Annotated in this window: 27 protein-coding genes and 1 pseudogene; 17 read left to right on the top strand and 11 right to left on the bottom strand. The window is 72.2% G+C overall.

Annotation, left to right across the window (positions count from 1 at the left end; genetic code table 11):
- Positions 1–16: 16 nt before the first annotated feature.
- Both LOK46_RS22940 and LOK46_RS22935 read right to left on the bottom strand, forming a co-directional pair.
- Complete coding sequence (locus LOK46_RS22940) at positions 17–2,476, bottom strand: bifunctional diguanylate cyclase/phosphodiesterase (RefSeq protein WP_273560697.1); 2,460 nt, start codon at positions 2,474–2,476, stop codon at positions 17–19.
- Between the two features lie 189 nt (positions 2,477–2,665).
- Positions 2,666–3,136: an NUDIX hydrolase gene (locus LOK46_RS22935; RefSeq protein ID WP_273560696.1), complete on the bottom strand. Its 471-nt coding sequence runs from the start codon at positions 3,134–3,136 to the stop codon at positions 2,666–2,668.
- A 245-nt stretch (positions 3,137–3,381) separates the two neighbouring features.
- On the opposite strand from LOK46_RS22935, the gene LOK46_RS22930 reads away from it, so the two are divergent.
- Both LOK46_RS22930 and LOK46_RS22925 read left to right on the top strand, forming a co-directional pair.
- Positions 3,382–3,855 carry a CYTH domain-containing protein gene (locus tag LOK46_RS22930; protein WP_273560695.1) on the top strand — a complete coding sequence of 158 codons (474 nt, stop codon included), beginning with the start codon at positions 3,382–3,384 and terminating at the stop codon, positions 3,853–3,855.
- Between the two features lie 80 nt (positions 3,856–3,935).
- On the top strand, positions 3,936–4,184 hold the full coding sequence (locus LOK46_RS22925) for a hypothetical protein (RefSeq protein WP_273560694.1): 249 nt from the start codon (positions 3,936–3,938) through the stop codon (positions 4,182–4,184).
- A gap of 42 nt (positions 4,185–4,226) precedes the next feature.
- On the opposite strand, the gene LOK46_RS22920 is transcribed toward LOK46_RS22925, so the two are convergent.
- From LOK46_RS22920 to LOK46_RS22910, 3 genes are all read right to left on the bottom strand, one after another.
- Entirely contained in the window at positions 4,227–4,919 is a 693-nt protein-coding gene (locus LOK46_RS22920) for a hypothetical protein (RefSeq protein ID WP_273560693.1), read from the bottom strand.
- A 139-nt stretch (positions 4,920–5,058) separates the two neighbouring features.
- Positions 5,059–5,310, bottom strand: coding sequence for a hypothetical protein (locus LOK46_RS22915; RefSeq protein ID WP_273560692.1), 252 nt, complete (start codon positions 5,308–5,310; stop codon positions 5,059–5,061).
- 240 nt (positions 5,311–5,550) lie between these two features.
- Positions 5,551–6,159 (bottom strand): PAS domain-containing protein, encoded by a 609-nt coding sequence (locus LOK46_RS22910; protein WP_273560691.1) that lies wholly within the window; start codon positions 6,157–6,159, stop codon positions 5,551–5,553.
- A gap of 170 nt (positions 6,160–6,329) precedes the next feature.
- Here LOK46_RS22910 and LOK46_RS22905 point away from each other — a divergent pair, with 170 nt between their 5' ends.
- The 5 genes from LOK46_RS22905 to LOK46_RS22885 all read left to right on the top strand — a co-directional run bounded on the left by LOK46_RS22905 (position 6,330) and on the right by LOK46_RS22885 (position 10,928).
- Positions 6,330–6,635: a hypothetical protein gene (locus LOK46_RS22905; RefSeq protein WP_273560690.1), complete on the top strand. Its 306-nt coding sequence runs from the start codon at positions 6,330–6,332 to the stop codon at positions 6,633–6,635.
- A gap of 84 nt (positions 6,636–6,719) precedes the next feature.
- Positions 6,720–8,291 carry an ABC transporter substrate-binding protein gene (locus LOK46_RS22900; protein ID WP_273560689.1) on the top strand — a complete coding sequence of 524 codons (1,572 nt, stop codon included), beginning with the start codon at positions 6,720–6,722 and terminating at the stop codon, positions 8,289–8,291.
- A 501-nt stretch (positions 8,292–8,792) separates the two neighbouring features.
- Entirely contained in the window at positions 8,793–10,115 is a 1,323-nt protein-coding gene (locus LOK46_RS22895; RefSeq protein ID WP_273560688.1) for an MFS transporter, read from the top strand.
- A gap of 130 nt (positions 10,116–10,245) precedes the next feature.
- A complete protein-coding gene (locus tag LOK46_RS22890) occupies positions 10,246–10,425 on the top strand; it encodes a hypothetical protein (RefSeq protein ID WP_012321170.1) in 180 nt (59 codons plus the stop codon).
- 89 nt (positions 10,426–10,514) lie between these two features.
- Entirely contained in the window at positions 10,515–10,928 is a 414-nt protein-coding gene (locus LOK46_RS22885; RefSeq protein WP_273560687.1) for a VOC family protein, read from the top strand.
- A gap of 104 nt (positions 10,929–11,032) precedes the next feature.
- On the opposite strand, the gene LOK46_RS22880 is transcribed toward LOK46_RS22885, so the two are convergent.
- On the bottom strand, positions 11,033–11,869 hold the full coding sequence (locus LOK46_RS22880; protein ID WP_273560686.1) for an outer membrane protein: 837 nt from the start codon (positions 11,867–11,869) through the stop codon (positions 11,033–11,035).
- 426 nt (positions 11,870–12,295) lie between these two features.
- On the opposite strand from LOK46_RS22880, the gene LOK46_RS22875 reads away from it, so the two are divergent.
- From LOK46_RS22875 to LOK46_RS22860, 4 genes are all read left to right on the top strand, one after another.
- On the top strand, positions 12,296–12,790 hold the full coding sequence (locus LOK46_RS22875) for a GAF domain-containing protein (protein WP_273560685.1): 495 nt from the start codon (positions 12,296–12,298) through the stop codon (positions 12,788–12,790).
- A gap of 116 nt (positions 12,791–12,906) precedes the next feature.
- A complete protein-coding gene (locus LOK46_RS22870; protein ID WP_020096531.1) occupies positions 12,907–13,056 on the top strand; it encodes a hypothetical protein in 150 nt (49 codons plus the stop codon).
- Between the two features lie 301 nt (positions 13,057–13,357).
- A complete protein-coding gene (locus tag LOK46_RS22865; RefSeq protein ID WP_273560684.1) occupies positions 13,358–13,582 on the top strand; it encodes a hypothetical protein in 225 nt (74 codons plus the stop codon).
- 335 nt (positions 13,583–13,917) lie between these two features.
- Positions 13,918–14,376: a MucR family transcriptional regulator gene (locus tag LOK46_RS22860; protein ID WP_273560683.1), complete on the top strand. Its 459-nt coding sequence runs from the start codon at positions 13,918–13,920 to the stop codon at positions 14,374–14,376.
- 75 nt (positions 14,377–14,451) lie between these two features.
- On the opposite strand, the gene LOK46_RS22855 is transcribed toward LOK46_RS22860, so the two are convergent.
- Complete coding sequence (locus LOK46_RS22855; protein ID WP_337251951.1) at positions 14,452–14,655, bottom strand: hypothetical protein; 204 nt, start codon at positions 14,653–14,655, stop codon at positions 14,452–14,454.
- 176 nt (positions 14,656–14,831) lie between these two features.
- On the opposite strand from LOK46_RS22855, the gene LOK46_RS22850 reads away from it, so the two are divergent.
- Positions 14,832–15,080, top strand: coding sequence for a DUF6894 family protein (locus tag LOK46_RS22850; protein ID WP_273560681.1), 249 nt, complete (start codon positions 14,832–14,834; stop codon positions 15,078–15,080).
- Positions 15,081–15,109: 29 nt separating this feature from the next.
- Positions 15,110–15,388, top strand: a complete 279-nt coding sequence (locus tag LOK46_RS22845) for an adenylosuccinate synthase (RefSeq protein WP_273560680.1) — start codon at positions 15,110–15,112, stop codon at positions 15,386–15,388.
- A gap of 9 nt (positions 15,389–15,397) precedes the next feature.
- Here the strand turns inward: LOK46_RS22845 and LOK46_RS22840 are convergent, their stop codons facing one another.
- Positions 15,398–15,526 (bottom strand): hypothetical protein, encoded by a 129-nt coding sequence (locus LOK46_RS22840; protein WP_273560679.1) that lies wholly within the window; start codon positions 15,524–15,526, stop codon positions 15,398–15,400.
- Positions 15,527–15,731: 205 nt separating this feature from the next.
- Between LOK46_RS22840 and LOK46_RS22835 the strand changes: the two genes are divergently transcribed.
- The 4 genes from LOK46_RS22835 (at position 15,732) to LOK46_RS22820 (ending at position 19,294) form a co-directional block, all read left to right on the top strand.
- Complete coding sequence (locus tag LOK46_RS22835) at positions 15,732–16,268, top strand: DUF3016 domain-containing protein (RefSeq protein WP_273560678.1); 537 nt, start codon at positions 15,732–15,734, stop codon at positions 16,266–16,268.
- Positions 16,269–16,704: 436 nt separating this feature from the next.
- Positions 16,705–17,199 carry a YciE/YciF ferroxidase family protein gene (locus LOK46_RS22830; RefSeq protein WP_273560677.1) on the top strand — a complete coding sequence of 165 codons (495 nt, stop codon included), beginning with the start codon at positions 16,705–16,707 and terminating at the stop codon, positions 17,197–17,199.
- A 242-nt stretch (positions 17,200–17,441) separates the two neighbouring features.
- Positions 17,442–18,932, top strand: coding sequence for a sensor histidine kinase (locus LOK46_RS22825; protein ID WP_273560676.1), 1,491 nt, complete (start codon positions 17,442–17,444; stop codon positions 18,930–18,932).
- Positions 18,929–19,294: a response regulator gene (locus LOK46_RS22820; RefSeq protein ID WP_273560675.1), complete on the top strand. Its 366-nt coding sequence runs from the start codon at positions 18,929–18,931 to the stop codon at positions 19,292–19,294. The genes LOK46_RS22825 and LOK46_RS22820 overlap by 4 nt, the downstream gene beginning before the upstream one ends.
- A 163-nt stretch (positions 19,295–19,457) precedes the next feature.
- On the opposite strand, the gene LOK46_RS22815 is transcribed toward LOK46_RS22820, so the two are convergent.
- The 3 genes and pseudogenes from LOK46_RS22815 to LOK46_RS22805 form a co-directional block, all read right to left on the bottom strand.
- On the bottom strand, positions 19,458–19,655 hold the full coding sequence (locus tag LOK46_RS22815; RefSeq protein ID WP_273560674.1) for a hypothetical protein: 198 nt from the start codon (positions 19,653–19,655) through the stop codon (positions 19,458–19,460).
- A gap of 48 nt (positions 19,656–19,703) precedes the next feature.
- Positions 19,704–20,951 carry an autotransporter outer membrane beta-barrel domain-containing protein gene (locus tag LOK46_RS22810; RefSeq protein WP_273560673.1) on the bottom strand — a complete coding sequence of 416 codons (1,248 nt, stop codon included), beginning with the start codon at positions 20,949–20,951 and terminating at the stop codon, positions 19,704–19,706.
- A gap of 497 nt (positions 20,952–21,448) precedes the next feature.
- Positions 21,449–24,187 (bottom strand): annotated as a pseudogene (locus tag LOK46_RS22805) (S8 family serine peptidase); the annotation flags it as partial.
- Positions 24,188–24,485 lie beyond the last annotated feature (298 nt).

Below are 24,485 nucleotides of genomic sequence, written 5' to 3'. Positions count from 1 at the left end.
GGAGGGGCGATCCCGCTCAGCCGGCGGCGGCGAAGGCCGGCGCGGCCGGGGCGGCGGCCTCGGAGGCCTCGGCGGGACCGCCGACCGCGTCGGCATAGTCGGTGATCGGGCGCGGCCTGCCGAACAGGTAGCCCTGCATCTCGCCGCAGGCCTCCTCGGTCAGGAACTTCATCTGCGCGTGGGTCTCGACGCCCTCCGCGACGACGCCCATGCCGAGGCTGCGGCCGAGGCTGAGCACGGCCCGCACGATCACGGCGGCCTGCGGCCCGGTCCCGAGCTGCGCCACGAAGGAGCGGTCGATCTTCAGCTTGTCGAACGGGAAGGCCTGGAGGGTCGCGAGCGACGCGTAGCCGGTCCCGAAATCGTCCATGCTGATCCGGATGCCGTAGCTCTTCAGGCGGCGGAGGATGCCCACGGCCCGCGCCATGTCGTTGATGATGATGCTCTCGGTGACCTCCAGCTCGAGGCGGTCCGGCGACAGGCCGGTCTCCGCCAGGATCGCCAGCACGGTCTCGGGCAGGTCGGGCTTCTGGAACTGGCGCGGCGAGAGGTTGACGGCGACCTTCAGGGGCTGCGCCCACTGGGCGGCCTCGCGGCAGGCCTCGCGCAGCACCCAGTCGCCGAGCGCCACGATCAGGCCGGTCTCCTCGGCGACGGGCACGAACACGTTCGGCGAGACGCTGCCGCGGACCGGGTGGGTCCAGCGCAGCAGCGCCTCGAACCCCACGAGCGCCCCCGTGTGGCCGTCGACCTGCGGCTGGTAGTGCAGGCTCAGGGTGTTGTCGTCGAGGGCTTGGCGCAGGTCGCGCTCGAGCACCCGCCGCTCCTCGGCCTCCTCGTCCATGGCGGGGGTGAAGATCCGGTAGGTGCCGCGGCCCTCGGCCTTGGCCCGGTAGAGGGCGAGGTCGGCGCGGCGGTACAGGGGCTCGGCATCGATCCCGTGATCGGGCGCCAGCGCGATGCCGACGCTCAGCCCGACGCCGACGCGGTGCCCGCCCACGCTGAATGGGCTGTCGAACAGCGCGATGAGGCGCTCGGCCAGGGCACCGGCCTCGGCCGCGCCGCCGGCGGAGAGCACGGCGAACTCGTCGCCCCCGAGCCGGGCCACGGCCCCGTCCCCCGCGATGCCGCGCAGGCCGGCCGCCACGCGCCGGAGGAGCTCGTCCCCGGCCTGGTGGCCGAGGCTGTCGTTCACGCTCTTGAAGCCGTCGAGGTCGAGGTACAGGACCGCGCAGGCGCCGCCGCGCTGGACGATGTCGGCGAGGCTGCGCGCGAGGGTCTCGTGGAACAGCGCCCGGTTCGGCAGGCCGGTGAGCACGTCGTGGCGGGCGAGGCGCGCCACCTCGGCCTCCGCGGCTTTCCGCTTGGTGATGTCGGTGAAGGTCCGCACGAAGCCGCCATCCGCCAGGGGCACGGTGCGCACCTCCAGCACGAGGCCGTTCGGCCGCGCCCGCTCGTGAACCTGCGTCTGTCCGGCCTCGCCGCGCTCGATCCAGGTCCGGATCGAGCGGTCCGGGCGCCGGCGCTCGCGGCGGCGGGCCTCGTGGCGCAGCACCGCCCGGTAGCTCGGCCGCGCCTGCATCATCGCCCGGGGCAGGTCGAGGAGCGTCAGCGCCCGCTCGTTGCAGACCCGGACCACGCCGCCCGCGTCGACCATGATGAGGCCCTGGTCCATGCTGTCGAGGGTGGCGTCCAGCAGCAGGGTCTTCTCGCGCAGCATGCGGCCCTGCCGGGCCAGGGCGACGTTGATCCGGCGCAGGTGGTCCAGCATCAGCGTCAGCGCCGCGAAGGCCAGGATCACCGCCATCATGCCGGCGATGCCGGCGGCCAGGACGCCGCGGGCGAGGCCGAGCTGCGGGACCGCCAGGGCCGGGTCCGGCACCACGCGGGCGGCCGCCATGGCCAGGAAGTGCAGGACCGCGATGGCGAGGGTCAGGACGGTCGCGGCCGCGAGCCGGGCCCGCGCGCCCGTGCTCCCGACATGGATGGCCATGCCGGCGGCCGCGAGCCCGCAGCCCGCCGCGATCGCCGCGGCGGCCAGGACCGGGTCCCAGGTGAAGTGCCCCGGCAGTCGCACGCCGGCGATGCCGAGGAAATGCATGCAGGCGATGCCGATCCCGAGCACGAGGCCGGCCCCCGCCCCGGCCCAGCGCGACGGCATGGCCCGGGCGAACAGGAACGCCACGGTGGCGGCCGCGATCGCGACGATCAGCGACAGCAGGGTCGTGCGCGGCTCGTAGCCCAGCACCACGCCGGGATCGTAGCCCAGCATGCCGATGAAGTGCGTGCTCCAGATTCCGGCCCCGATCGAGAAGCCCGACGCCAGGAGCCAGACCGGCCCGTGCCCGTCGGCGCGGACCTGGACGCGCTGCTCCAGCTTGAGGGCGACCGTGCAGGAGATCCAGCACACGCAGGCGGCCAGGGCGACCACCCAGCCGGTATGTTCCTCGGTCAGGCAAGCGAACGCGCGATACATCGAGGTGCCCCGCCGATCTGTGACGGCGAGAACCTTAACCCGCGGATACTAATCAGAAGTTGCATAACGCCCGGGTGCGGATCGGATCCGCGATGCCGGCCCGACCTTCCGGACGCCGCCGCGCGCCGGCCCGGCCGCAGATCAGGAGTTGTATCGTCGGGCGCCGCGACGGGCCGCCCGCCGCGCCCGTCAGCCGCGCCCGTCGCCGCGGATCTCGACCGGCCGCGCCGCGAAATCCGTCAGGAGTTCCTGGAGCTCGTCCTCGTGGACGAGGCGCGCCGCCTCCTCGGGCGGGAACCACTGCAGCGTGCGCTGCGCCTGTTCCGGCCAGCGCTCGTGCTGGGCCTCGACCCGCAGCGGGTAGACGCGCACCATGCAGGGGAAGGCGCGGCCGTGGTCGAAGCGCTTCTGGTAGTGGTACCGGCCGATCGGGTTCGCGGCGATCTGCCCCTCGAGCCCCGCCTCCTCGTAGGCTTCCCGCTCGGCGGCCTGATGGGCCTTGCGGCCGGCCATCGGCCAGCCCTTCGGGATGATCCAGCGACCCGTATCGCGCGAGGTGATCAGCAGAACCTCGATCCGGCCGTCCGCGCCGACGCGAAACGGCAGGGCCGCCACCTGCTTGAGCGGTTTGACATGCGCCTTCCGGAGCAGCTTCTTCAAGTTCGGCCGCTTGGATGCCGTCTTCAGCGCTGACCTCGGGGACGGAGGGGGGCGGGATTTCTGATGATGCTTCTGCAAGCGCGGGCCTCCTCACGCTTTTACATAAGTTTAACAGGATCGCATTGCAGCCCGCGCGCATTGGCACCGAGCCATGCCTGTAACGCTGTGCTCATCCCCGCCAGGCGGCTTGTCGCGGGCCGGCTTGTCGGCGAAGGCTGGCGCGGCAAACGTCCACGAGGCGCGGCATGGCTGTCGAGATCGAGCGCAAGTTCATCGCGAACCCGTCGGTTCTGGCGCTGTGCCGGGCGGGGACGCCCCTGGTCCAGGGCTATCTCTTCACCGACGCGGCCAACACGATCCGGATCCGCCGGGCCGGTGAGCGCGCGCTCATCACGTGGAAGAGCCAGCGCCGCGGCGCCAGCCGGGACGAGATCGAGTTCGCCATCCCGTCGGAGGACGGCGCGGCGCTCCTCGCCACCGTGCCGCCCGACCGGCGGCTCGAGAAGACCCGCTACCGGGTCGCGCATGCCGGGGCGGTGTGGGACGTCGACGTGTTCGGCGGGGACCTCGCGGGCCTGATCCTGGCCGAGATCGAACTGGAGCGCGAGGACCAGCCCGTGGTGCTCCCCCCTTGGGTGGAGCGCGAGGTCACCGACGACGCGCGCTACCGCAACTCGCGGCTGGCCGCGGGACCGGTGCCGGAGCGGCGGGCAGCCTAGATCCCCGCCGCGCCCGGCGGGTCCGTCCGGTCGATCATCCGGGCCCGTGAACATCCGGGGACGGCGGCCGTTCTCACGGCATGCCCCGGACCTTGATCACCTGGACGCAGGACGAGACCGCCGGCGTGCCGCTCCCGCGCTTCGTCGGCCGGGTCGGGGCGGTCGTCGTGGGGATCTGCGCCTACGACGGCGCGAGCCGGTTCTGGACCTGGTGGAGCCCGCTGGCCGAGGACATCTGGGGCCACGGCCAGGACGCCGAGGGCGCCCGGCAGGGCTGCGAGGCCTGGCTGCGCGGATGGCTCGAGAACTTCAGGCCGTTCTTCACCTGACGATGCGGGCCGTGGCGCGCCGTGGCGGGCCCGGCCGGACCGTCAGCGCATGAACTGCGGAAGGCGCCGCTTCCAGCGCTCGCCGAGCCGCAGCTCGTTCGTCCGCCGCCCGGCCGTCGACCGCGGCGACGGGCCCTGACCGGACATGGGACCGGAGGTGGCCGGCGGGACGTGGGCGGGCACCGCGTCGACGGGCGGGGCTGGCGATGGGGCGGGCGGCGCGACCGTGCGCGGCGGCGGTGCTGTCGGCTCCTGGGGAAGCACGTCCCGCGCGGCCGCGCGCGGCCGTCCGCGCCGCACCCGCGGCGCCGGGACGGTCTCGGCGGCGGATCCCGTCACGACATCGCCGGCAGCTTCGAGGACCGGATCGGCCGGAACCTCGAACATCGGCATGAGGCTCGGCAGGACGCGGCGCGCCGGTGCGTCCGGCACCTTCCGCTCCGGGCGCGGCGCCGGCGCCGCCTGAGGAGCGGGCGCGGGCGCGGGCGGCTCGAGGGCAGCCTGCGCCAGTTCCGGCCACAGGATCTTGTCCGGGCGCGGTCGCGCCTCGGTGGCAGTCAACGATGTGCGGGCCGAACGAGTCTGCTTGACTTCGACCATGAACGGTCGCGCGCTGCGGCGCTTCATGTAAAATGATCCTTGGAAGCATTCGAGCCCGCACTTCGGCGGCACGAACATACCGAGGTTAAGCCTGATCTCGGCCGTTGTCCAGAAAGACGATGTCGTACTGGTCAAATTTCTCTTTAGTCGAGGTCGGCCGCGGTCCTTTCCAGGCCTCGGGTCGTGAAACGGAAATCGTGCACGCCCGAGAACCGCCCGGGCACGGGGTGATCTGCTGCGGGATCCGTGCCGCGCGCGATCAGGTCTCTCGGGATCAGGCGGCCCGCGCCTGCCCCTGCCCTTGCACCTGGGCGGACGCCGGGCGGCGCCGCAGGGGACCGGGCGCCCCGAACAGGGACTGGTACAGCGCGGCCGGCGTCCGGGCCTCGCCGCTGCCGTCCGTGATCGTCACCTCGGCCATGCCGGCCGCGATCAGGCTCATGCCCTGGTCCAGGGCGGTCAGGACCGAGGCGTGCTGGTAGGCGAACCGGCGCGCGGACAGGCGTGCGGTGACGGTGAAGTGCATGACGATAATCCCGGAAATCCGAACCCCGCCGGGGTTCGGACGGCAACGGCGCGCGCGAGGCGCGCTCGGGTGAGGACGGAGCGCCGGCAACGCCGCTGTCGGCATCCGGTCCCGCACCTGCTCGCCGGCAATAAAGTCGTTATCTTGACGAAAGCTTGTTCATCCCCGCTTTGCACGGAACAAGGCCGATCACTGACGGTACGGCTTCAGTGTTCGCCGCCGCTCCGCCGCGGTCAAGCTTCAGTTCAGGAGACGGCGTCGCTCGGCGATTTGCCGCCGGGCCAGCCGCCGCCCCAGCGCCATCAGCAGCGCGTCCGCCTCGGCCTTCAGGGCCGGATCGCCCAGCGCCGCGACGGCCTCCTGCGCCGCGAGGGCGTGCTCGACCGCCCGGTCCAGGGGCGTCTCGCCGGTGCCGGGCGCGACCGCGCCGCCGGTCTCCTCGCGCGCGCGCAGCCCCGTGATGTCCACGAGGATCCCGCGCCCGCCCGTCGGCCGGCCGGCATGGTCGCTGGTGAAGCGGCCGCGCGCCAGGACCCAGCGCGTCCGGCCGTCGACGGCGATCACCCGGTACTCGGCGACGTAGGAGCTCCCCGCCGCGACGCTGCGGCGGATCAGGCCGTCGACCCGGTCGCGGTCGTCGGCGTGGATGGCCCCCTCGTAGATCGCCAGCGGGATGCCGGCTTCCGCCGCGGTCGGATCGACCTTGAACAGGAGGGCCACCAGGGCATCGACCCGCACGCGGTCCGTCGCGGGATCCCACGCCCAGTGTCCGATCATGTCGGCGGAATCGAGCGCGCTCTGGAAGGCTTCGAAGCAGGTCTGACCGACGGGCGCGCTGGTCTTGGGCATGGCGGTGTGCGTGTGCGGTTCCGGGCCGCTCGGTCTACGGGGACGGTGACTGCAACCTCAAGAGATTTTCGGCGCATTTATGCAACTGTTGCGTGCTGGCCACTCGCGTCCGAACGTTCTTCTGTATTATGAATGCTCAAGCCAGCCCGCGCGCCAGAGCCTGACCGCCGATGGGATCGAAATCACCTGTCCGGGGCATATCCTCCGGGGCTGCGGCGCCCGAGGAAGACCTGTTCGAGCGCTCCGCCCTGCCGCACGCGCCCGGTGCCGGGCGGCTGCTGCAGCGGATCGCCGACGCGCTGCAGGTTCCGGCCGCCTCCCTGTACGGGCCGCAGGGTGCGGAGCGCGGCGCCGGCATCGCCGGCGGCCGCGGCGACGAGGCGGACGCCCTGCTGCACGCCTACAGGCGCATCGACGATCCCGAGACTCGCCGCCGCGTCCTGACCCTCGTGCAGGATCTAGCGGCGGCACGCTGACCGGCGCGCCCGCGCTGCGCCCGTGATGCGCTTGGCCCGCCACGTGCTAACCTCCGCGGGACTGCAACGCTTGGGCGAGTCGGCATGCTGAACAGACGATCCTTCATGGCCCTGTCGGGCGCCGCCCTCGCGGCGCCGGCCCTGGCGCAGGGCAGCGCCGCCCGGACGCTCAAGTTCATCCCGCAGGCCGACCTGACGGTGCTCGATCCGATCTGGACGACCGCCTACGTCACCCGGAACCACGGGCTCGCCGTCTTCGACACGCTCTACGGCACCGACGCCGGCTACGCCGCCCAGCCGCAGATGGTGGCGGGCCACACGGTGGAGAACGACGGCAAGCTGTGGCGCCTCACCCTGCGGCCCGGACTGACCTTCCACGACGGCAGCCCGGTGCTGGCCCGCGACTGCGTGGCGAGCGTCGCGCGCTGGGGCAAGCGCGACGCGATGGGCCAGACACTCATGGCCTACACGGACGAGCTCTCGGCCCCGGACGACCGGACGATCCAGTTCCGCCTGAAGAAGCCCTTCGCGCTCCTGCCGGACGCGCTGGGCAAGGTCGGCTCCTCGATCTGCGCCATCATGCCGGAGCGCCTCGCCAGGACCGACCCGTTCACGCAGGTGACCGAGATGGTCGGCAGCGGCCCGTTCCGCTTCAAGGCGGACGAGCGCGTGGTCGGCGCCCGGGTGGTCTACGAGCGCTTCGCCGGCTACGTCCCCCGCGAGGGCGGCGAGCCGCAATGGACCTCGGGCCCGAAGCGCGTCTTCGTCGACCGGGTCGAGTGGCACGTCATCCCCGATCAGGCCACCGCCGCCTCGGCCATGCAGACGGGCGAGTTGGACTGGTGGGAGCAGCCGCCGGCCGATCTCGTCCCGACCCTCGGCGGCCTCACGACGCGGATCACCGATCCGACCGGCCTGATCGGCTGCCTGCGGATGAACCAGCTCCAGCCGCCCTTCGACAATCCGGCGATCCGGCAGGTGCTGCTGAAGGTCGTCGAGCAGACCGACTTCATGCAGGCGGTGACCGGCACCGATCCCAAGCTGATCCACGTGCCGACCGGCTTCTTCTGCCCGGGCCTGCCCATGGCGAGCGATGTCGGCCTCGACGTCCTGACGCGCAAGCGCGACTACGCGGGCGCCAAGGCGGCGCTGGCGGCGGCCGGCTACAAGGGCGAGAAGGTGGTGCTGATGGGCGCCTCGGACTTCCCGAGCCTGAAGGCGCTCGCCGACGTGGCGGCCGACATGCTCACCCGCGCCGGCTTCAACGTCGACTATCAGGTCATGGACTGGGGCTCGGTGGTGCAGCGGCGCGCCAAGAAGGAGCCGGTCGCCCAGGGCGGCTGGAGCGCCTTCTGCACCTTCTGGGCGGGGCTCGACCAGGCGAATCCCGCGGTCAGCGCCTTCCTGCGCGGCACGGGCCAGAGCGCCGCGATCGGCTGGCCCACCAGCGAGAAGATCGAGGCGCTGCGGGACCAGTGGCTGGACGCCCCGGACACCGCCGCGCGCAAGCGACTCGCCGGCGCCCTTCAGGAGCAGGCCTTCGTCGATCTGCCCTACCTGCCCCTCGGGCAGTACTTCAACCAGACCTCGTACAAGCCGTCCCTGACCGGTGTCCTCGACGGCGTGCCGGTGTTCTGGAACGTCAAGAAGGGTTGAGGGCGGCGGGCTAACGGCGGGGCGGTCGAAGCGCCCGCCCCGCCCGTCCCTCCGAGCGCGGCGAAGCAGTCCAGCGGCGCCGCGCCCTAGATGCCGGGCTGCCCCGGGTCGCTTCGCCGCGCTCGCGAACATGAGGGGCCGCCGGGAGCGTCGCGGGAGCCTGCCCGATACCGGCCCGGCGATCGTCAGCGGCCTCTTCAGCGGTGTCCCGACGTACGAACACGCCGTCCCCTTCGACAGATCGGCGCCATTGAAGCCCGGCGGCGCTTCCCAGCCGCGGCGGCCGCGGGTTAAGCAGGGTCGGCACAGGTCACAACCAGAGATGACCGGCCCGCGAGGAAGCCCGAGACGACGCGCCTGCCCGCCGCCCGCCCGCGCGGCGGCGCCCGGCGCCGTCCCGCCCCGCGCGGGCCCGGCCCTGACCCGGAGACGTGACCTGGATCGACCCGGACCCCCGCGGGGGCCGGCCTGACCCCACGACACGCCGCGAGGATAGGCCCGATGACAGGCTCCTTGGACGAGGCCGCCCTGGAACGCTCGGCGATGCGCAGGATCGGCTGGCGGCTCGTGCCGTTCCTGATCCTCGCCTACTTCGTCTCGTTCCTGGACCGCGTGAATGTCGGCTTCGCGGCGATCCAGATGAACCACGATGTCGGCCTGTCGGCGACCGTGTTCGGCTGGGGCGCCGGCATCTTCTTCCTCGGCTACTTCCTGATGGAGATCCCCAGCAACCTGATGCTGGAGCGCTTCGGGGCGCGGCTGTGGATCGCCCGGATCATGGCGACCTGGGGGCTGATCTCCGCCGCCATGGCGCTGGTGCAGGGGCCGTGGTCGTTCATCGGCCTGCGCTTCCTGCTGGGGCTCGCCGAGGCCGGCTTCTTCCCCGGCGTGATCCTCTACCTCACCTACTGGTTCCCCTCCGCCTACCGGGCGCGGATCATCGGGATCTTCATGATCTCGATCCCGATCTCGTCGTTCCTCGGCTCGCCGATCTCCGGCGCGCTGCTCAACGTGACGGGGTTCGGCCTCGCCGGCTGGCAGTGGCTGTTCATCCTCGAGGGCCTGCCGGCGGTGTTCCTGGCCGTCGCGGTCCTGTGGTTCCTGCCGGACGGGCCGCGGGACGCCGAGTGGCTGCCGGCGGCCGAGCGGGACTGGCTGGAGCGGCAGCTCCGCGCCGAGGCGGCGCGCAACACCCGCAGCGGCCAGCCCGCGAAGCCGCCGCTCTGGGACATCCTGCGCGACCGGCGGCTCGCCCTCTTCGCGGCGATCTATTTCGGCTCGACGGCGAGCAGCTACGGGCTTTCGTTCTGGACGCCGCAGATCGTCAAGAGCTTCGGCCTCGGCAACGTCGAGACCGGGCTTCTGAACAGCATCCCGTACGGGTTCGCGTCCCTGGCGATGGTCCTCTGGGGCCGGCACAGCGACCGGACCGCCGAGCGGCGCTGGCACCTCGCGCTCTCGTTCCTGATCCTGGCGCTGGGTCTCGCGGGCGGCACGGTCCTCTCGGGGCTCGGCCCGGTCGTGGCGGCGCTGACGATCGCCGCGATGGGCGTCTACATGCTCAAGGGCCCGTTCTGGGCGCTCGCGACCGAGCAGATGCCGCCCGCCACGGCGGCGGCGAGCATCGCGGCCATCAACGCGGTCGGCAATCTCGGCGGCTTCCTCGGCCCCTACCTGATCGGCGCGATCAAGGACGGGATCGGCAGCTTCACCCTGAGCCTTCTGCCGCTGGTGGTCTTCGCCCTGCTCTCGGCCGCCCTGTCGCTGGTGCCGGGCCGTGCCCCGCACCCGGACCAGGGCGCGCCGCGGCCGTCGACCGTCTGAGCCCGGTTCGGCGGCGAACCGAGCCCGGGACCGGCCGGTTGGCCCCGGTACAGCCGTCGCCCGACGCGGGGCCGATCCGGACCGGATTGGGGCCCGCGGGCCGGGCGCGCCGATGACCGGGAGCCAACCCATGAAGCTCGACGACGCCCTGCGGGACGCCATCCTGGCGGAGCTGACGCGCCAGGCCGAGGCGGAGGATCCCGCGCCGCAGGTCGACCTGTCGGAGCCGGGCTACGCGCGGATCTCGGGGCGGATCGACCTCGAGGCCCTGCTGATGGTGATTGCCGGCGCGGTCGCCGGCGGACCGTGAGGCCCGCGCCGGGTCGCGGACATCCCCGCCGGACGTCCGGGCCCCGCGGGCCGGGCCGCCCGTGACCGAGCCGCCGCCAGGAGATCGCCGTGCCCCCGCTCAACGCCATCCTGGAGACGGCGCTGTACGTCGCCGACCTCGACCGCGCCGAGGCCTTCTACCGCGACACGATGGGATTGCGCTGCCTCTTCAGCGACTTCCGCATGCGCGCCTTCGACGTCGGCGGCCGCGGCGTCCTCCTGCTCTTCCCGGAGGGTGGGTCCCTGCAGCCGATCGAGACGCCGGGCGGTCTCATCCCGCCCCATGACGGCCGCGGCCCGGCCCATATCGCGTTCTCGATCGACGCCGGCGCCCTCGCGCCCTGGGAGGATCATCTCGCGGCCGCCGGCGTGGCCGTCGAGGGCCGCACCCGCTGGCCGCGGGGCGGCGTCAGCGTCTACTTCCGCGACCCGGACGGGCACCTGCTCGAGCTGGCCACACCCGGCCTCTGGAAGGGCTACTGAGGCGGCGTAGGGCCGGATTCCGGCAGCCTGAACGGCGCGGGGCCGCCTCCTCTCGGAAGCGGCCCCGCGCGTGTTCGGTCAGGTGCGACGGTCGCGATGCGGTCTCAGTAGGAGCCGAACTTGTAGTTCAGGCCGGCGCGGACGACGGCGAACTCGTCGGAGCGGCGACCGACGCCGCTGTAGACGACCGGGAAGTTGTTGGCGGCGTTGATGACGAACGCGCCCTGGTTGCGGGTGCCGCGGTCGAGGTTGACGTACAGACCTTCGACCTTGAGCGTCACCGCCGAGGAGCGGAAGAAGTTCAGGAACGAGTCGGTCGGCAGGGCGTACTCGATGCCGCCGCCGGCGGCCCAGCCGGTGCGGAAGCTGTCGTTGCCGGCGAAGCCGCCGAAGGAGCGGTCGGCGCTGCCCGAGCCGTAGGCGAAGCCGCCGGTGCCGTACACGAGGGTGCGGTCGAAGGCGTAGCCGAGGCGGCCGCGGACGGTGCCGAAGAAGTCGAGGCTGGAGAGGCCGCGCGGGTCGGTGAGGTAGTAGCCGGGGGCGACGGCGCCGGAGACGAAGGCGTTGTTCCGGTTACGGCCGAAGTCGAGGTACTGGGCGTCGGCCTCGACACCGATCACGAGGCCGGAGCCGGGGGTGATCTGCCAGTTGTAGCCGATCTGGCCACCGCCGGAGAAGCCGTCCTGGCTGCGGTTGCGGAAGGAGGCGACGGTGCCGGGGGCGGCGTACGGGAAGGGGACGGCGAAGGTGTTGCCGGTGTTGCGGTCGCTGGCGTCGAAGGCGTAGCCGGCGTTGATACCGAAGTAGGCGCCGGTCCAGGTGAACACCGGGACGGGGGTGAACACCGGCGGCGGGGCGGCGCGGCGCGGCAGGTCGGCGGCCGAGGCGGCGCCGGTCAGGAGGGCCGTGGCGGCGCTCGCGAGAAGAAGCTTCTTGATCATCTGGTCCTCTGTCTCCCGTTGGACGGGATGTGTGCGGGGCGGACAGGACGTCAGGATGTGCGACCGCGATAGTGCATCGTTGCAACAGCGCCCGCGGGGGTCCCGAGCCGGTGGACCGGAAGGTGCGCTGGAGCACATCATCGCGGCCTCGTGATCCAGTGGGCCGGAACTATTTCGAGACTTCTGTCACGAGGTTTCGCCGCGACGACCAATATGGGGACGCGGTGTCGGCTCATCTCGACGCCGCCACGCGCGATCTCCCCGTGCCCGTTCCCCTTCGGCGAAACGCTTGATCCAAGTTGTTGTCCGCCGGGTCGGCTGTGGTCAGGCTTCGCCGCAGTCGCACACGCGTGACGGCGACGTCGCGCGGCGACACCGCACGCAATGTTGCACGATCGATCGGAGTGCTCGCGCGCCGCGTCCCACATGGATGAACGCTCCCTGGATCCCGCCTCGGGTCTGGCTCGGGCCTGTCGCCGTCTGGCGTCCGCCCGTGCCCTGGAGGACATCGTCGCGATCCTTCGCGAGACCGCGCGGGAGATTGCCGGCTCCGACGGCATCGCCGTGGTGCTGCGCGAGGGCGACGCCTCCTTCTACGCCGCCGAGGATGCCATCGAGCCGCTGTGGCGCGGCCGCAGGTTTCCGCTGACGTCGTGCATCTCGGGGCACGCGATGCTCGACGACGCGACCATCGTGGTGCCGGACATCGAGTCCGATCCCCGGGTGCCGCTCGCCCTCTACCGCCTGACCTCGATGCGCAGCCTCGTGATGGTGCCGATCGGCTCGCCCGAGCCCGTCGCCGCGCTCGGCGCCTACTGGTGCGCCTCGGTCATCCCGGACGACGCGACGGTCCACCGGCTCGAGGAGCTGGCCCGGCAAGCGGCGGCCGCCGTGGCGCGGACGCGTCCGGTGAAGTCGTAGCCGTCGAGGCCGCGCGGATCGGTGACGGCGCCGGGATCCCGTCCGGGGCGGGATCGATCGGCCGTCCCGGCCGTTCCCCGCCCGCAGGCCCCGCACGGAAGACCCAGACCCGCCACATGAAGCGCCTCACCCTCATCGGCATCTTCATCGTCCTGCTGCTCGCCATCGTGGCGATCGCGGCCACGTGGTCGAAGGTCACGCCCGTCAATCCGGCTGTCGCGCCGGACACGTCGGCGACGCCCAATCCCACCGGCGAGCGGAAATGAGGCCGCGGTGACGCAGCGCCCGGCACGCCGCGCCTGACCGGGGCCTCGCCGGCGGCTCCATCCCGTCGGTCCGGATACGCCCGAATCCTCCGCGACAGGCCGGAGCGGCCGGACGAGGCGGCGGTCGCGCCCGGACAGGCCGTCGTGACCGGGCGCAGCGATCGACCGCGCCGAGTTCCGCGCACGCACGGCCCGCCGGCACCGGTCCCTGCGACCGGCGGCGGCACGGCCGTCCGGGGAACATGCGGTGGCCTCCCGCCTTCCCTAGACGAGGGGCCGCAAGGCCGGTCGGGAGGGACGGATGGGACAGGATGTCGACGCCGCACGCGAAGCCCTGGGAACGGTCCCGCCGGGCCGGCCGGTAGCCCCGGAGAAGCGGCCCGATCCGGCGGCCGGCGGCAGCGGTCCGCACGCTCCGGGCCCCGTGGATCCCGGATCCGGCACGGCGCCGGAGAGCGGCGGCTACGACACCCGGCCGCCCGCGCCGCAGCCGGACAACCGCAAGGGCGGATACGGGGCCGGCTGAGGCGCTCGAACCCCTTCTATCTGTACATCGCCGTCCGAGGCGCGTCGTCCGTGCCGGGACGCGCGGCTCGCTCGTCGGGGGCGCCCGTGGGCGCCCGACAACGCGCGCGGGCGTGGTCCTGAGCTTGCGCGCCGGCAGCCGGATCGCCCGCGACAGGATGCGCCGGGATCCGCGGCGGCCCGGGATGCCGGGCGACGGATCGCGCGCCCGGCGGCGTCCGCGCGGCGCGGGAAAATCTCGAGATATTCATCGAGTCTTTGTTCTATATTTACGCTGTTTAAACCCTTACCGCGCCCAAACCGTAGGAACGTAAATCGCTCGCTGAAAGTCCGACCATGAATGAGACCTTCGATGAGACAGCCAACACCTTGGCCGTTATGACCGCCGAGCTTGTCGCCGCCTACGTGTCGAACAATCCGGTGCCGGCCGCGGAACTGCCGGCGCTGATCGTGCGGGTGCACGGCGCGATCAGCGGGCTCGTCGCCGGGACGCCGAAGGCGGAGGCCGGCGCGGCCGCGCAGGTCGATGTCGAGAAGCCGAGCGCGACCCAGATCCGCAAGTCGGTCCGGCACGACGGGATCGTCAGCTTCATCGACGGCAAGCTCTACAAGACCCTGAAGCGCCACTTGGCCAGCCACGGCCTGGATCCGCGCAGCTACCGCGACAGCTACGGCCTGCCGACCGACTACCCGATGGTCGCGCCCGGTTACGCCGAGCAGCGCTCCGCCCTCGCCAAGGCGATCGGCCTGGGCCAGCCCGGCGCCATGGCGCGGCGCGGCGGCTCGGACCGCTGATCCCCGACAGGCCTGTCGCCGCCCGGCGGCGACACCGCCGCCCGACCGGGCCGCCGCGCGGGCGCCGATGAGCGCTCAATCCTCCGGGCCGGCGCGGCGCTCGCCCGGGCCTCCGCCCGTCTCGGTGCGGCCGCGGGCGTAGCCCAGGGATATCAGACCCCCCTGCCGGGCGAGGCGCCGCTCCAGCGCCTCGAGATCGACCAACGCATCCGCGACAGCGGCGACGAGGGCGGCCCACGCGTCGCCCCTCGCCGCCCGGTGATAGGCGACGGCGATCATCTCGGCCTCCCTGAGACGAATCTCCGCAGGGGCCGCGTCGGGATCTGGGTGCATCGCCGCTCGAATCCGTATAGAACATATAGCGAACAAAGCGCATCGATGCGGTGGGTTCAACCGCCGATGCGCCCCGTTCCCGGATCGCGGTGGAGTGCTGTGGATTGATCGAGGGAAGCTCAATGCCGACGCGGCTTTACCGGTTCCACTGCACGGACGGCCACGAGTTGGTGACCGACCTGCGCGGCAGCCGGTTCCCCAACGCGGCGCAAGTGCGGGCCCATGCCGAGCGGGTCGCGCTCGCGCTGATGGAGCGGGTCGTGGAGCGGTTCGACTGGTCGGGCTGGCAGGTCGAGGTCTACGACGCCAAGGGGCGCCGGGTCTGGATCCGGGCCTTCCCGGACGTGAGCGTCGACAGGCAGGCCGCCTGAGACGGGCGGCCGCGCAGAAGGAGAAGCAGATGGCGTTCAAGCCGAAATCCGCCGCCGAGACCAAGGCGCGCGACCTGGGGCTCGCCCTGGCCCGGATCGCCGAGGAGGCAGGCATGCCGGCCAATATCGGCGTCGACCGCTTGCGGCGCGCGAGCCCCCGACTGACCCCGCTGGCGGTGGGTCAGATGGTGCGCCGGGAGCGGGACACCGTCGAGGCGACCCTGGCCGAGCGCGGCTTGGCGCTCGTCGACTATTCCGATCAGGGGCCGGGTCGCGGGATGGAATTCGTCATCGACGCGGCGGCCTGAGCGGCGCGGTCAGGCCGCGGCCGGGCGGCTGCGCAGAAGGCGGCCGACCAGGCGGAACGGCAGGAGCGGCAGCTTGAACAGCGCCGTGACCACCAGCACCGCCACGACGGTGAGAAGCGCGAGAACAGAGTTCATCATGCGCGTCGGACTCCCATGACCGGCTCGCCCCTCGGGCCGGGAGCGCTACGAGGCGCCCGGAACACGGCGAGACTATGAACGGGCGGAAGCCATTCGGTCGCAGCCCGCCATTCGCGCGGGGCCCGGGATACCGGGCTCCGTTCGGGCGGTTCCATCCGGCAGGCCTGACGGGGTCTGGCCCGCATCGGGCGGGGAGGAGTTCGGTATGCGCACGCGTCTCGCCGGAGGATTGGCCACGCTCGCGGTCGCGGCCGCGCTGTCGGTGACCGGGCCGTTCGCGGCCCCGGTTCAGGCGCAGGTGCGGGGACAGGTGAACGTGCGCTACGCCGCGCCGGACCGGTTCACCGATGCCGAGAACCGTTTCGGCTCCGGGCAGCCGCTCCGGGTCACGCTGGCCGAGTTGACCCGGATCTTCACGGATCTCGGCGCCGCGCGGCTCCGCCCGGACGAGCGCCTCGACATCACCGTGCTCGACGTCGACCTCGCCGGCTTCGACCGGCCCGGCTTCGCGACCCCGACCGACCTGCGGGTCGTGACGGACGTCACGCCGCCGCGGATCCGCCTCGCCTACAGCCTGCGTCGCGGCGGTCGCGTCGTGGCGCAGGGCGAGGACACGGTGACGGACATCAACTTCTTGCTGACGTCCAACCCGCGCTTCTCCACCGGTGCCCTCTACTACGAGCGGCAGATCCTGCGCGACTGGTTCGCCCGGCGCTTCCCGGAGCCCGCGGGCCGCGGCTAGGGTCCCTCGGCCGGCCCGACGAAACCATCGGTCAGGGCCGGACCGGTACCGGTCCGGCACACGCCCGCCGCCCGCTCGGGGCCGCCGCGCTTCCGGTGACGGCGTTGCCGCAGCCGTCGCCGCCGATCGCGCCGCGTGCGACGGTGTTGAACCGGCTGCCGGCGGGTATCCGGGCGCCGCGCCGCGGGCCTCGGCGCTCGGCCCGCACCTGGATCAGCAGCGCGCCGGACGCGACGACGCACGGGCACGGACCGGAGGGCGCCGCCGTGGCGGGGCCGGCCAGCAGGGCCACCGCGGCCCTGGTCCTCGGCCGGGGACGTCCGGCAGGGCCGCGGACGCTCATGGCGGTGCCCGGGGCCGGCCGGATCGGTCCGGCGGCCCGGAACAGCGCCGCGCCCCCCGGGTTCACCGGGCATCACAGACATAGGAGGCGACGATGTCGGCACCCGACAGCCTGAAAGAGGTCTATCTCGACGAGATGCAGGATCTCTGGTCGGCGAACGACCAGATGGTCCGGGCCGTGCAGGAGCTCGGCGGGCAGGTCAGCGACGCCAACCTGAAGCGGATGCTCGAGCAGTCCGTGGGCGGGATCCGGAAGCACACCGACGTCCTGAAGAGCCTGATCCAGGCCAATGGTGGCGAGACCCGGCCGGAGCACTGCAAGGGCATGGAGGGCCTCGTCGCCGAGGCGCTGAAGCACGGGATCAAGGAGGCCTCGCCCGACGGCCGGCTGCGCGACGTGGCGATCATCGCGCAGTATCAGCGCATGTCGCATTACGGCCTCGCCGGATTCGGCTCGGCGGCCGCCTACGCCAAGGCCCTCGGCCGCACCGAGGACGCGTCCAAGCTGAAGCAGGCGGTGGACGAGATCTACAAGGGCGACGCGGCCGCGAGCCAGCTCGCTGAGGCGGTGGAGCGCGCCGCGGCCTGAGGTCAGAACCTGAGGTCCGACGCGGAGCGCGGGCTTCGGTCGTCCGAAGCCCGCGGGCGCGCACGGGGACCGGTCGGTGCGGGCCGCGCCGGCACCGACCGGTCCCCTATGAGGCGCGGAGGCGGTGTAGTAGCCTGGGCGTGACCCGCCCGCCGGGACGGCCGACGCGGCCGGTCGCGGAACGGGCTTCCGCCATCCGCGCTGCGCTCGCCCGAGCTGGAGCCTCACGAGTCGGTCACCGCATGAGCGAGGCCTGCATCTTCTCGGCCGGCTGCAGCGAACTCGCCGACCTCGTCCGGACCTACAGGTGGGCGGACACGCCCCTCGGTCCCATCGCCGACTGGCCGCAGAGCCTGGTCTTCGCGGTCAGCACGCTGCTGCAATCGCCGGTGCCGATCGTGCTGCTCTGGGGCGAGGACGGCATCATGATCTACAACGACGCCTATTCGGGCTTCGCGGGCGGGCGCCATCCCGAACTCCTCGGCTCCAAGGTGCGCGAAGGTTGGCCGGAGGTCGCCGACTTCAACGACAACGTCATGCGCGTCGGCCTGGCCGGTGGGACGCTGTCGTACAGGGATCAGGAACTCACCCTGCACCGCTACGGCCGGCCCGAGCGGGTCTGGATGAATCTCGACTATTCGCCGGTCTTCGGCGAGGACGGGCGCCCCGCCGGCGTCATCGCCATCGTGGTCGAGAGCACCGAGCGGGTGCTGGCCGAGCGCCGCCTGCGCGCGAGCGAGGAGCTGTTCCGCACCCTCGCCCAGGGCATTCCGCAGCTCGTCTGGCGCGCGGCGATCGACGGCGCCTGCATCTGGTCGAGCCCGCAGTGGCAGGCCTATACCGGGCAGACCGACGCGACGAGCCTCGGCTGGGGTTGGCTGGAGGCGGTCCATCCGGGCGATGAGGCGGTCGCCGAGGCCGCGTGGCGCGAGGCGCCGCTGAGCGGCCACCTCTCCTTCGAGCACAGGCTCCGCAACGCGGCCGAGGACCGCTTCTGCTGGTTCCAGACCCGCGCCGCGCCGGTCCGCGACGCGCGGGGTCGAATCGTCGAGTGGCTCGGCACCTCGACCGACATCGACGATCTGCGCCAGCTTCAGGAGCGGCAGCAGGTCATGGTCGCCGAATTGCAGCACCGGACCCGCAACCTGCTCGGCGTCGTCCGCTCCATCGCCAAGCAGACGATGGCCCAGACCGGGCCCGGCGAGACGTTCCGGCAGCGGTTCAACGACCGCCTGTCCGCCCTCTCCCGGGTTCAGGGCCTCCTCTCGCGCTCCGACCAGGAACCGATCACGCTCCGCGCCCTGATCGAGACGGAACTCGCCGCCCTCGATGCCCCGGCCATGCCGGCGCGCATCCGGCTCCACGGGCCCGTGGTGCGGCTGCGCAAGGCGACGGTGCAGACCTTCGCGCTGGCCCTGCACGAGCTCGCCACCAACGCGCTGAAATACGGCGCGCTCACCACGGCGCACGGACGCCTGAGCGTGACGTGGCGGACCTACAGGGCGGACGATGGCGGCGGCCGGCTGCTGGTGGAATGGGTGGAGGAAGGCCTCGTCCGCGGACCGGAGCTGGCGGACGCGCCGCCGCGGGGCGGCTACGGGCGGGAGCTGATCGAGCACGCCCTGCCCTACGCCCTGAAGGCGACGACCAGCTACGAACTCGGCGCCACGGCGCTACATTGCTCGATCAACATCCCGCTCCCCGAGGGAGAAGCCGCAGGCAACCCCGCATGACCTCGAAACCACGCGCGCTGGCCGGCAGGCGGGTCCTGCTGGTCGAGGACGATTACTTCATCGCCGTCGATCTCAAATCCGGCTTCGAGGAAGGCGGCGCCCAGGTCCTGGGTCCGGTCGCCAGCGTCGGCGAGGCGCTGGCGCTGATCGCCGGCACGGCCGAGATCGACGCCGCGGTCCTCGACATCAACCTGCAGGACGAGCTGGTCTACCCCGTGGCCGACGCGCTGCACGCGCGCGGCGTGCCCTTCCTGTTCGCGACGGGCTACGACCCGGTCGCCGTGCCGTCGCTCCACGGCGCCGTGGCTCTCTGCCAGAAGCCGATCGACCCGCAGACCGTGGCGCGCGCGCTGTTCGGCTGAGCTGCCCGACCCTGCCGGTGACGCGAGATCCGGCGGCGACGCGGATGTTTCCCGTGAAACATCGGCCCAGGCATATCGTCCTGCGCTCGCGCCGTGCCCGGTGCGGATCGCGGGGACACTGATCCGGATCCCGCCGGCGACGTGGCAGGCAGGGTGACGACCGTCAGCGATCGCCGAAGAGGCGCACGATCGCGCCGGCGGCCAGCCACAGGCCCCTCAGGAGCCACCAGAGCAGCCGGCCGGCCTGGACCAGCAGCTCGACGGCTTCGAGACCGTCGAGCAGCCGTCGGAAGAAGCCGGACCGGCGGGACGCCGGCTCGGCGTCGATCGGTGGCTCATCCCGCCCGTCTTTCCTGCTCATGCCCGCCTCCGGAGCACGGCGCCGGCCGGGGATGGGCGGCGCCGTTCCTCACCACGCGGCCCGGAGGCCGGCGGTGACGACCTGCGCGGTGGCGCCCGGGCGCAGCTCGCCCGTGTAGCCCACCGACAGCTGCACGCCCTCCGCGACCGCACCCGTCAGGCTCACGCCCAGGACTGCGCCGTTCCGGCCCAGCGCGCTCGTGCGGGTCGTGAACGGAGCCCCGAACAGGTTGGACCGGATCAGGGCCGCCGTGTCGGCCAGCTCGTGCGCCCAGTACGCCCGCCCCTCCAGACGCAGCTCCGGGATGCCCCCCAGCGCCACGCTCGTCACCCGCCCGCCGACCAGGCTGCGCGCCGCGTCGAGGTCGGCCACCGCGAACCCCTGCCCGCCGAAGCCCTGACCCACCAGACCGCCCCGCTCGGACACCCGGCCCCGCGTCAGCCGGTCGTAGCTGAAGCCCACCTCCGGCACGACCTCGACCGGAACGCCCGCCGGAAGACCCACCGCCACCGCGTAGCCGGCAAAGCCCGACGCCCCGCCGTTCCAGCCCGACGACAGCCCGCTCGCCTGCGACACCGCCGTGCCCAGCGCCACCGTCCGGTCAACCCGACCGTCGGCGTACGATACCCCCGCCGTGCCGCGCAGCACCACCGCGCCGAGCCGCGCGCTCGCGTACAGCGTGCCGCCGTAGCTGTCGGTGGTGAACCGGCCCAGCCCCGCGCCCCGGGACGTGCCGCCCGCGCGCAGGTAGCTGAACGCCCCGCCCACCTGCGTGTCCGCCCCGACCTGCCGGTCGACGCCCATCAGCAGCCCGCCCGCGTCGAACCCGGCCCCCGTGGCCGCCCGGTCGCCGGCGCGCGCGCCGAACCCGTACAGCGCGTCGGCCCAGACCCGGCCCTCGCCCACCGCCAGCGGCGGCTCCGCCGTCCCGGCGCCGCCGCGCACCTGCAGCGCCGTGCGGTTCGGGCCCGGGCCCGGATCGCCCGCGCTGAACGCGCCCGCGCCCCCGCCCAGCCCGCGCTGGTGCCGGTCGATCGTGTCGGCCAGCAGCCGGCGCGCGGCGAGGTCGGTCATCACCGCGTCGCCGTAGCTCTGGCCCGACAGGCTCGCCAGGCCGCCCGGCAGGGTCGCCGGGTTGGCCGCGTAGAGCGGGTCGAATACCCGCGCCCGCGCCGCGTCCGGCCGCGTGCCGGCATCCGGGCGGGCGAGGTCGAGGGCCGCGCCCACGGCCCGGCCGTTGCCGGTCTGGGCGAGGCCGAGCCCGGCGAGGCTGCCGTAGGCAGCGGGCGTGACCACGAGGTCGAGGCCGGTGGCGGCGTAGAGCGCGTCGAGGCGCGTGCCGGCCGGCAGGCCCGCCGCCGGCTGGGCGAGCCCGCTGAACGAGCCCGACAGCCCGGCCTGCGCGGTGAGCACGCCGAAGCGCTGGCCGAGCGCGGGGTGAAGCCGTTGCCCGCGTTGCCGGTGATGCCGCGCAGCTCCGGCACCAGGGTGCCGCCCGCCGCGACCGTGCCGGTCGGGCCGAGCGCCAGGAGGCGGGCGTAGCTGCCCGCGCCGGTGCCGGTGCCCGGTCCGTCGATGTCGAGGCCGAGGCTGCTGCCGGGGTTGAACACCACCGGGCCGAGCACGGTGAGCGTGCCGGGGGAGTTGCCCGGCCGCAGGGCGCCGGCGACCGTGACCGGGGCCGCGACGGTGCCGATGCCGCGCAGGGTGCCGGCGGCCGCGACGGTGACCGGCGAGGTCCAGAGGCCGTTGAGCGAGAGCGTGCCGGCCTGGACGGTGGTCGGGCCGGAGAAGCGGCCGAGGCCGGTGAGCGTGAGCGTGCCGGGGCCGGCCTTGGTCAGGCTGGTCGGGCTCGCGGTCTCCAGGATGGCGCCGGCGTAGGTGGAGGCGGCCGCGCCCGCGACCGTGAGGGCGCCGTTGCCCAGGACGGCGGAGGCGGAGCCGGCGAGGTCGGTGAGCGCGACGGCGGTGCCGCCGAGGTCGAGGGCGCCGGTGTTGGTCAGGCCGGTGAGCCCGGCGAGCGGGCCGGTGACCTGCAGCAGGCCGGCATTGGTCAGCGTGCCGTTGTACTGACCGGACAGGCGGGCGACGCCAGTGTTGGTCAGGTCGGCGGTGAGGGTGCCGTCGCTGACGACGAGGCCGGCATTGCTGAGGCCGCCGGAGGCGGTGAGGCTGGCGCTCTGGGCGACCGCGACGAGGCCGGCATTGGCCAGGGGGCCGGCGAGGCTGTAGCTGCCGCCGCCCGTGACGGCGAGCGTCGCGCCGGCGGCGTTGGCGACGGTGCCGGCGCTGGCGACGGATCCAGCGATGGCGAGCAGGCCGGCATTGTTGGCGATGGCGCCGTCGATGCGGCCGCCGCTGGCGAGCACGGTGCCGGCATTGGTCAGGCCGCCGCCGACCGTGCCGCTGGTGGAAAGCGTGCCGGTGTTGACGACGCCGCCGATGGCGCCGGCGTTGCTCAGGACGCCGCTGTTGGTCGCGCCGCCGGCGATGGTGCCGGTGTTGAGGGCGGTGCCGGCGTTGGTCAGTCCGCCCGCGAGGGTGCCGGCGTTGACCAGGCTGCCGGTGTTGGCAGCGCCGCCGCCGACGGTGCCGGTGTTGAGGGCCAGACCGGCATTGGCGAGGCCGCCCGTGATGGTGCCGCTGTTGGCGAGGACGCCGAAGTTGCCGACGTTGCCGGAGACGAGGCCGGCATTGAGGAAGCTCGCCGCCGAGCCGACGAGAACGGGCGCGGTGAGGCTGCCGGTGGCGGTCAGGGCCAGGGTGCCGGTGCCGACCAGGGCGCCGCCTGTGAACGTGTTGGCGGCCGAGAGCACGGCGGTGCCGGGGCCGGTCTTGACCAGCACGCCCGGCTGGCTGCCGTCGGCGATCGGCCCCGCGAAGGTGGCGGTGCCGAGGTCGATCTGCAGGGTGCCGGGGCCGGCCAGCGTGATCGGGCGGGCGGTGGCGAAGCCGTCGGCCAGGACCTCGAGGGTGCCGCCGCCGAGGGTCAGGCCGGTGCCGGCGGCGCCGAGATTGGCGTCGCGGGAGACGGCCAGGGTGCCGCCGTAGACGGCGGTGCCGCCGGCATAGGTGTTGGAGCCGGCGAGTTCGAGGGTGCCGAGACCGACCTTGATCAGACCGCCGGGCCCCGAGATGTCGTTGGCGAAGCGGCCGTAATAGGCCTGGTCGTTGTAGGTGGTGTTGACCGTCCAGGTGGAGGTGAACTGGCCCGGGCCGTCGATGGCCTTGCCGAGGTTGAGCAGGCCCCAGCCGAAGGTGGCGTTCGGGGCGTTGGCCGGACCGTCACCGAGATGGGTGGCGGTGGTGAACATGGTCTGGGCGATCTGCGGCGCCGTCAGGAACGGGAACGCCTGACGCAGGACAGCTGCGGCACCGGCCACGTGCGGCGAGGCCATCGATGTGCCGCTCAGGCTCTGGTAACCGCCACCGGCTTTGGTCGAATAGATACCTTCACCTGGGGCGGCGATACACCAAGCCGCCGCAACGCCGCACAGATTGCTGAAACTAGCGATCGAACGGTTTTTATCGACAGCAACTACTGCGACAATATATCCTGATACATCTGAGAAGTCCGCAGAATTCTGCTGCTGGGCAACGGATCTGTTCGAATCATTAGGGTTTCTATCATAAAATTGATATACTCCGCTGTTCGCATTGCTCGGTTTTATATACGGAAAAAGAGCAGAGTCGCTTGGACTTTGTGCTGTAGCCGGCTGTAATGATCGGTCATTTCCCGCAGCAAAAATGAAAAGAACATCTCTGCTGATTGCTCTCTTGATTGCCTCGTATTGAACCCGCTCCTCATCATACCAATATTCTTGACGAGAGAGTGCTCGAGGAAATTGCCAAAAATTGACGCCGTAACTTCCATTCATAACGCGGGCGCCACTATTTGCCGCATAATCAATGGCGACGGGCACTTCCCTGAAGGTGTAGGCGCTGCCGAGCGAGGACACGAGTGACAGAATAGTGCTGTCGTACGCTACTCCCATCATGCCTACGCTGTTGCGAGCAGCTGCGACTGTGCCAGAAACATGAGTGCCATGCCCGCGGGGGTCCATATCAAAAAGCTCGGACGGATTGATCGTCGGATCCAAATACGAAACAAAGTTGCGGGAAAGTGGTGATATTTGACCACGTCTTGCGTTGAATTCTGGATGTGTCGGATCAACGCCACTATCAAGAACGGCCACCAACACGCCGTTTCCAGTAAAGCCGCGAGCATAGGCGGTTGCGGCGTTGATGGCCGCCAAGCCCCAATCGAGCCTGTATTCGGGCGTGTCGAACTGCGCCGCCGTCAACGGTACCCCGAAGGCATCGACCGTCGAGGGCGAGCGCGCCGGCACGGTCTGCGCCGCGACAGGTCCCAGGGCCAGCGCGAGGGTTGCGAGCGAGCTGCCGACCAGCAATCCCAGCCGCACGGCGCCGCAGCGCCGCGTTTCGGCGCGCGCGCCCCGGCTCGGATCACAGGATCCGGTCACACGCTCGACATCGCTATACTGTCGGACCACTGGACTGACCCCCGTCATGCCTGCCGCAAGCTTTGCACGGGGGTTAGGAAATGCGGGTTTAACGGACTATCACATCGCGGCCACACCCGGCGCCGCGCGCGACGTCCTGAAACGGGGATCCCCCTTTCTGGGACGGAAGGAACCACACCGCCGGCTCGTAAGTCACGATGATCGGACGTTGCGCCGGTGGCGGCCCGATCCGGCGGCGCCCGCGTCGAATCGCACGTCGCCCCGGCAAACGACAGTGTACAGCCGTCCGGGCCGGCGGGAGACAGGAAGACTGTCCGGGTGGGCGCGGCTAACGTGCGGGACGACC

This window comes from Methylobacterium sp. NMS14P (assembly GCF_028583545.1).
Lineage (GTDB): Bacteria > Pseudomonadota > Alphaproteobacteria > Rhizobiales > Beijerinckiaceae > Methylobacterium.
Note: the sequence above shows the minus strand (reverse complement) of the source record. Positions and strands in the feature narration are given on the sequence as shown.

Excerpts from the sequence above, each read along its gene's own strand:
- LOK46_RS22925 (WP_273560694.1), top strand. The coding sequence starts at position 3,936 with ATGCCCCGGACCTTGATCACCTGGACGCAGGACGAGACCGCCGGCGTG.
- LOK46_RS22850 (WP_273560681.1), top strand. The coding sequence starts at position 14,832 with ATGCCGACGCGGCTTTACCGGTTCCACTGCACGGACGGCCACGAGTTG.
- LOK46_RS22815 (WP_273560674.1), bottom strand. The coding sequence starts at position 19,655 with ATGAGCAGGAAAGACGGGCGGGATGAGCCACCGATCGACGCCGAGCCG.
- LOK46_RS22860 (WP_273560683.1), top strand. The coding sequence starts at position 13,918 with ATGAATGAGACCTTCGATGAGACAGCCAACACCTTGGCCGTTATGACC.
- LOK46_RS22820 (WP_273560675.1), top strand. The coding sequence starts at position 18,929 with ATGACCTCGAAACCACGCGCGCTGGCCGGCAGGCGGGTCCTGCTGGTC.
- LOK46_RS22825 (WP_273560676.1), top strand. The coding sequence starts at position 17,442 with ATGAGCGAGGCCTGCATCTTCTCGGCCGGCTGCAGCGAACTCGCCGAC.
- LOK46_RS22910 (WP_273560691.1), bottom strand. The coding sequence starts at position 6,159 with ATGCCCAAGACCAGCGCGCCCGTCGGTCAGACCTGCTTCGAAGCCTTC.
- LOK46_RS22880 (WP_273560686.1), bottom strand. The coding sequence starts at position 11,869 with ATGATCAAGAAGCTTCTTCTCGCGAGCGCCGCCACGGCCCTCCTGACC.
- LOK46_RS22905 (WP_273560690.1), top strand. The coding sequence starts at position 6,330 with ATGGGATCGAAATCACCTGTCCGGGGCATATCCTCCGGGGCTGCGGCG.
- LOK46_RS22895 (WP_273560688.1), top strand. The coding sequence starts at position 8,793 with ATGACAGGCTCCTTGGACGAGGCCGCCCTGGAACGCTCGGCGATGCGC.
- LOK46_RS22870 (WP_020096531.1), top strand. The coding sequence starts at position 12,907 with ATGAAGCGCCTCACCCTCATCGGCATCTTCATCGTCCTGCTGCTCGCC.
- LOK46_RS22845 (WP_273560680.1), top strand. The coding sequence starts at position 15,110 with ATGGCGTTCAAGCCGAAATCCGCCGCCGAGACCAAGGCGCGCGACCTG.
- LOK46_RS22890 (WP_012321170.1), top strand. The coding sequence starts at position 10,246 with ATGAAGCTCGACGACGCCCTGCGGGACGCCATCCTGGCGGAGCTGACG.
- LOK46_RS22840 (WP_273560679.1), bottom strand. The coding sequence starts at position 15,526 with ATGATGAACTCTGTTCTCGCGCTTCTCACCGTCGTGGCGGTGCTGGTG.
- LOK46_RS22940 (WP_273560697.1), bottom strand. The coding sequence starts at position 2,476 with ATGTATCGCGCGTTCGCTTGCCTGACCGAGGAACATACCGGCTGGGTG.
- LOK46_RS22865 (WP_273560684.1), top strand. The coding sequence starts at position 13,358 with ATGGGACAGGATGTCGACGCCGCACGCGAAGCCCTGGGAACGGTCCCG.
- LOK46_RS22875 (WP_273560685.1), top strand. The coding sequence starts at position 12,296 with ATGGATGAACGCTCCCTGGATCCCGCCTCGGGTCTGGCTCGGGCCTGT.
- LOK46_RS22900 (WP_273560689.1), top strand. The coding sequence starts at position 6,720 with ATGCTGAACAGACGATCCTTCATGGCCCTGTCGGGCGCCGCCCTCGCG.
- LOK46_RS22830 (WP_273560677.1), top strand. The coding sequence starts at position 16,705 with ATGTCGGCACCCGACAGCCTGAAAGAGGTCTATCTCGACGAGATGCAG.
- LOK46_RS22835 (WP_273560678.1), top strand. The coding sequence starts at position 15,732 with ATGCGCACGCGTCTCGCCGGAGGATTGGCCACGCTCGCGGTCGCGGCC.
- LOK46_RS22930 (WP_273560695.1), top strand. The coding sequence starts at position 3,382 with ATGGCTGTCGAGATCGAGCGCAAGTTCATCGCGAACCCGTCGGTTCTG.
- LOK46_RS22855 (WP_337251951.1), bottom strand. The coding sequence starts at position 14,655 with ATGATCGCCGTCGCCTATCACCGGGCGGCGAGGGGCGACGCGTGGGCC.
- LOK46_RS22915 (WP_273560692.1), bottom strand. The coding sequence starts at position 5,310 with ATGCACTTCACCGTCACCGCACGCCTGTCCGCGCGCCGGTTCGCCTAC.